At 65.4% G+C, this 5,564-nt stretch carries 4 protein-coding genes; 2 read left to right on the top strand and 2 right to left on the bottom strand.

Annotated features, from left to right (window positions below):
* Positions 1-537, top strand: a 537-nt coding sequence (locus VG320_RS11320; RefSeq protein ID WP_327200196.1) for a porin, incomplete at its 5' end; no start/stop codon positions are given.
* Positions 538-823: 286 nt separating this feature from the next.
* Complete coding sequence (locus VG320_RS11315) at positions 824-2,407, top strand: inorganic phosphate transporter (RefSeq protein WP_327200194.1); 1,584 nt, start codon at positions 824-826, stop codon at positions 2,405-2,407.
* A gap of 31 nt (positions 2,408-2,438) precedes the next feature.
* Here the strand turns inward: VG320_RS11315 and VG320_RS11310 are convergent, their stop codons facing one another.
* Both VG320_RS11310 and VG320_RS11305 read right to left on the bottom strand, forming a co-directional pair.
* A complete protein-coding gene (locus VG320_RS11310; protein WP_327200193.1) occupies positions 2,439-3,626 on the bottom strand; it encodes a J domain-containing protein in 1,188 nt (395 codons plus the stop codon).
* Between the two features lie 152 nt (positions 3,627-3,778).
* Positions 3,779-5,551 (bottom strand): cobaltochelatase CobT-related protein, encoded by a 1,773-nt coding sequence (locus VG320_RS11305; protein ID WP_414696019.1) that lies wholly within the window; start codon positions 5,549-5,551, stop codon positions 3,779-3,781.
* Between the last annotated feature and the right edge of the window lie 13 nt (positions 5,552-5,564).

Here is a 5,564-nt window from a genome sequence, read left to right as displayed (position 1 = left end):
GCCGCGCTCACCAGCGGTTTCGATACGTCGTCGACGGCGAGCTTCGGTAAATCGTCGCTGAACACGGGCTACGTGTCGGCGCGCGCGGTGCAGCACATCGCCGTGGCGGGCAACTACGCGATCGGTAACTTCCTGCTGGGCGCCTCGTATTCGAATGTCGAATACCTGCCGGGCGGCAAGTCGGTGTTCGCCAATACCGCTGTCTTCAACACCTGGGCGGCGCTTGCCACCTACCGCTTCACGCCGTCGTTCGACGTGGGCGGCGGCTTTGCGTACACGCTGGCTTCGAAGGCCAACGGCATCACCAGCGCCGCGCGCTACGAACAGGTTTCGCTCAAGGAGACGTATCACCTCTCCAAGCGCACCTCGCTCTATGCGCTGCAGGGCTATCAGCACGCGAGCGGTCAGACGCTCGGCGCCAATGGTGCGGGCGATATCGTCAACGCGACGCCGGCGGTGGGCGACTCGCAAAACAGCACGCCGTCGAGCACGCATTCGCAGTTCGTTGGCATGGCGGGGATCGCGCTGCTGTTCTGATCCGCAACGCATGACCGCGTCAATCCGACGCAAAAGCCGCGGCAGCCGCATGGGGCGGCCGCCGCGGCGCGTAGACCTGGCGCGGCGTTGACATGCTGGCGCAACCGTGCCGCGCGTTGTGCGACACTGTGGCCTCTCTCGAACGGCATGCCGCAACCGCGGCGTGCCGAACGCGCCCCGCCTCTTTCACGCATGTTGCCGCAACGTTTGCAAACGGCATCGGCTGGCGTAATATTTTCCGGCGTCGCGCGCGAGGCTCACGAGCCCAACCCACAAGCGCACGCACATGCCGGACATCCCCATCTCTCCCTTAGGCGCGGTGCATCCACGCAGACGCGGCCTCGCCGTCACGCTGTTCTTTCTCATCATCGCGATTGGCGCGATCTACGTTATCGATCATCTGTTCGTCGATCTGCGTGCCGTGCAGGAAAGCTCCACACTACCTTTCGTACTGCTTGCCATTGCGCTGATGATCGCGCTCGGCTTCGAATTCGTGAACGGCTTTCACGACACCGCCAATGCGGTCGCCACCGTCATCTACACGAATTCGCTCGAACCCCACCTGGCCGTGGTGTGGTCGGGCATGTGGAATTTCCTTGGCGTGCTGGTGTCGAGCGGCGCGGTCGCGTTCGGCATCCTGCAACTGCTGCCCGTCGAGCTGATCCTGCAGGTGGGCAGCAGCGCGGGCTTTGCGATGGTGTTCGCGCTGCTTATCGCGGCCATCATCTGGAATCTGGGCACCTGGTATCTCGGCCTGCCTTCGTCTAGCTCGCATACGCTGGTTGGCTCGATCATCGGCGTGGGCATCATGAACCAGTGGATCAGCGGGCCGTCTGGCACGTCGGGCGTGGATTGGGCGCAGGCGGCCGGCGTGGGCAAGGCGCTGCTGTTCTCGCCCATCGTGGGCTTCGTGCTGTCCGCGCTGATGCTGATCGTGTTGAAGTTCCTCGTGCGCAAACCCAGTCTCTATCGCCAGCCGGAACCGAACAAGCCGCCGCCGTTCTGGATTCGCGTGCTACTGATTGGCACCTGCACGGGCGTGTCGTTCGCGCACGGCTCCAACGACGGCCAGAAAGGCATGGGCCTCATCATGCTGATCCTGATCGGTGTGGTGCCCACGGCCTACGCGCTCAACAAGGCCGTGACGCCCGGCGAAACCGCAACCTTCGTGGCCGCCGCGCGCGCAGCGTCGATTACGCTGGTTCATTACGCCCCCGCAGCAGCGCCCGCCGATCCACGCGCCGAAGTCGAAGCCTACGTGCGCACGCACCGCCTGCAACCGGCCACGCTGCCCGCCTTGCGCGCCCTGACCGACACCGTCGCGGACCAGGTGAGCCTGTCCGGATCGATGGCGCAGGTTCCGCAAGTGATCGTCGATAACGTGCGCAACAACATGTATGTAGCCTCCGAAGCGATCCGCCTGATGGAAAAAGCGAAAACGCCCGCGTTTTCCGCCGCCGATACGGCCACGCTGGACGACTTCCGCAAGCAGATGGATCACGCGACCAAGTTCATTCCCACCTGGGTAAAGGTCGCTGTGGCCATCGCGCTGGGCCTGGGCACGATGGTGGGATGGAAGCGCATTGTCGTGACCGTGGGCGAGAAGATCGGCAAGCAGCATCTCACCTATGGCCAGGGCGCATCCGCCGAAGCTGTGGCGATGCTGACGATCGGCATGGCCGATGTCTATGGGCTGCCCGTTTCGACCACACATGTGCTCGCCTCGGGCGTGGCGGGCACCATGGCCGCCAATGGCTCCGGGCTGCAATGGTCTACGGTGCGCAATCTCGCGCTGGCGTGGGTGCTGACGCTGCCCGCATCGATTGCGTTATCAGCTGCGCTGTATTGGGTATTTCGTCAGGTGTTCTGATCGAATTTCGAGCGGCGCGCGGCAGCCGCGCTCAGGCTCGTCCAGCGATATCCGCTTCGATACGCCAGCGTAAATCGCGCACGACTTTCGCGGCAGGTACAAGCCACCACGTCGGCGCCTGCACGCCGAAGTCCCACGCGATGCGCGTCGCGCCGGCTCCTGCGGCCTGCGCGCGACAACGGAAGGTCACGGCTTGATGCGCTTCGCTCTCGCCATGCGGCTTGGTCGAATAACGCAAAACGGCCTGCAATTCGAAGCCTTCGCCGTCGGGCGACAGCGCGCCGGTTTCGATCTGCCAGAGCGCGCCATGACGGCCAGTGCTGCGCAAGGCAGACGTCACACGCTGCCAGGTTTCGCGCGTAGGCAGCGGCACGCCGTGCACGCGCCCCGCCCGATCCGCGCGATGGAAGGTGCGCTGCGACCAGGCGAAGCCGCCCGCCAGCACCGCGCCGGAAATAATCAGCAGCGTTTGCAAAAACACCCCGAGCCAGCGCCACGAACCCGTCGCGTCGAACACGCTGAAAACCAGCCGGTGCGCCACCACGAACAGCACGATCAACACCAGCACCGCTGCGCTCAGCGTCATCAGCCAGCCGCGCGAGGGATCGTCGAAACGCGCGAAGAAGAAGTTGCGGATGGCGTGGCGTTCGGTCGGCTCGAATTCGGTCGCAGCGGCCACGTCTGCAGGCTCCTGCGCGATGTCCTGCGATACGGCATTGGCAGCGGCCTGCTCGTTTTCACGCCAGGCCGCATGCGCCGCGCGTTCGCGTTCGGCGTCGTCGCGCAAGCGCACGATTTCGCCGATCAGCCGTTCGCGCTCGGTCTGCATGCGCGCCATCTCGGTCAGCGCCCGCAGCCTGTCGCGCTGCAGGCCATCGAGTTCGCCATGCAGGCGATCGCGGCGCTGCTCCAGTTCGCGCAACTGGTCTCGCACGCGCAACCGTTGCGCGTCGCTTAGCACAGATCCGCTCGCGGGCGCTTCGTGATGCGCTGCCCAGTAGGCCTCCAGCACCTCGCGCGCTTCCTTGATCCGCTTGAACTGCTCGTCGGCCCAATGTAGCGACGCGGCCGTGGGATGCCGCCATTTGTCGGGATGGAAAATCTGCGCGAGCTGTCGATAGTTGTGCTTGATGTCGGCTGCGCTGGCGCCCGGCTCGAGATCGAGCCGGTAGTAGAGGCGATCGTAGTCTTCGTGATTCCCTGGGCCGGAAGCGGACATGACCTACGTTTCGAATGACTTTGTTCAGTGGAATCGTTGCGCCTTATCACGATACTTCGCGACATTTCACAACGATATAGTCCGACAAGGTATATCACGCATGCGCTGCCCGCAAGGCGCGCGCCTGCAGTTAACCGGCATTCAGCGCATTTTTAACGCTGGCGCGCCAACATCCGGCTCAGCGTCGCGAATGCGACCGTGGGCAATTCGTGCAGTTTGCGCACGACCACGGCGTGCTGATAAAACGCTTCGACCGAATCGTCCTGAATGCCGATGCCCACGAGTTCGATGCCCTGCGCGCTCACCTCGGCCACGCGCGCGTGCAGGTCGCGGCGCAAGATCGCCGGATCGCCGTCGCTGGTGGACGGGCTGCCATCCGAGAGCACGAACAGCAGACGCCGCCGCTCCTTGCGCCCCGCCAGCCGACCTGCGGCCCATGTGAGCGCCTCGCCGTCGGGGTTTTCGTGGCCGCATTCGATCGCCGCGAGACCGCTCGCATCGCGCGCATCGAAGCGCTTGAAAATGCGCAGATCGAGCCGCTCGACGAAGCGGTTATAGCCGCGCAGATCGACACCCGCTGCGCGTTCGCGCTCGCAGAATGCGCGCATCGGCGGCGATTCCACCGAGCTGTAACCGAGCACTTCACACTCGAAATCAAGCTGCATCAGCGCATCGGCCAGCGCCGCCGCGCACAGGCGAGCGAGTTCGATCTTGCGGCCCGCCATCGAACCGCTCAGATCGAGCAGCAGCGTCACGGCGGCATCGCGCCCACTCGCATGCGTGCCCACGCGAAACGGCGTGCGGTAGCCGCGCGAAACCGCCAGCCGCGCGAGCGCGGTGCGGTCGATCTCGCCACGCTCCTGCTCGCGCTTCCAGTGGGTGAGTTCGTCGGCCTTGAGCATGCGTTCGAGATGCGTCTTGAGCGCACCGGTTTCCGCGCGCGCGAGCGTGCGCAGCTTGCGCCAGGCGGTGGCGTCGCCGCTGCCGGTGAGATCGGTGACGAGGTCGAAGGCGGTGGTGAGCGGAATCGAGCGCTGCGGTTTAACGAACGCGCCTCCTGCACTGGACGCGCGCGTTGCAGCGGCGTCGGCGTCCGAAAGCGCCGCACCGGGTGCGGAAGTAGCGTCGGCCTGCGCATTGGCGGCGGAATCGAGCGCCTGTGCGTCTTGTGAGGCCGCATCCCCGTCGAGCGTTAGCGCGAACGCGGTATCGTCATGCGCGCCGAATTCATCGAGTTCACGCGCGAGCGCTGCGTTATCGAGTTCCTCGATGGGATGCGCCGTCTGCATCATATTGTTCGCGCCGCGAGAGGCCAGCGAGCGCACGCCCGCGACGATGGCCTGTGCGGCCCGCACGCTTGCTCGCGTGGAATCGCTCGCACGCGCTGCAGCGAGCGGCCCTTGCGCGTTCTCCAGCACGCGCAGCGCCGCTGCCAGCGAAGTCACATCGCGCTCGTTCACGTCGGCAGGCTCATCCCATAGCGTGCGCTCGATGGCCCACACCAGACGCTCAGGCCAGGTGAGCGTCTGCCAGCACCGCGCCGCGTCGCGTGCGAGTTGAGCGCGCCAGCACGCGACATAACGGCGCGCGCCCGGAAAATCCGCCATCAGGCGCGCCAGAACGCGCCGGTCTTCGACGATCTGCGCGATACGCCCCGTTACGCCCGCCGGCGCGGTATCGAGCCGGTGCGCCGCGCTATGACGCCAGCGCGCCGCCAGCAGATCCATGTAGCCTGTGAGCAGGGATTCTTCGCTATCCACACTTTCGATTGATTCGGCGTCCTTTTCAAATTCGAGAGCGCGGGACGGCAAGACCAAACGCTCGCGCTCGATGCGAGGACCACCCGCGCCAATCGACACTGTCAAGCGCGGCTCGCCGGTCAGCACGCGTGCGAGCTTGCCCAGGCGCGCTTCGAGATCGTCGATCCGGGTGCTGTCC

The sequence above is a fragment of the Paraburkholderia sp. genome (assembly GCF_035948235.1).
In the GTDB taxonomy this organism is placed as follows: Bacteria; Pseudomonadota; Gammaproteobacteria; order Burkholderiales; family Burkholderiaceae; genus Paraburkholderia.
This window is presented reverse-complemented; position numbering and strand designations above follow the sequence as displayed.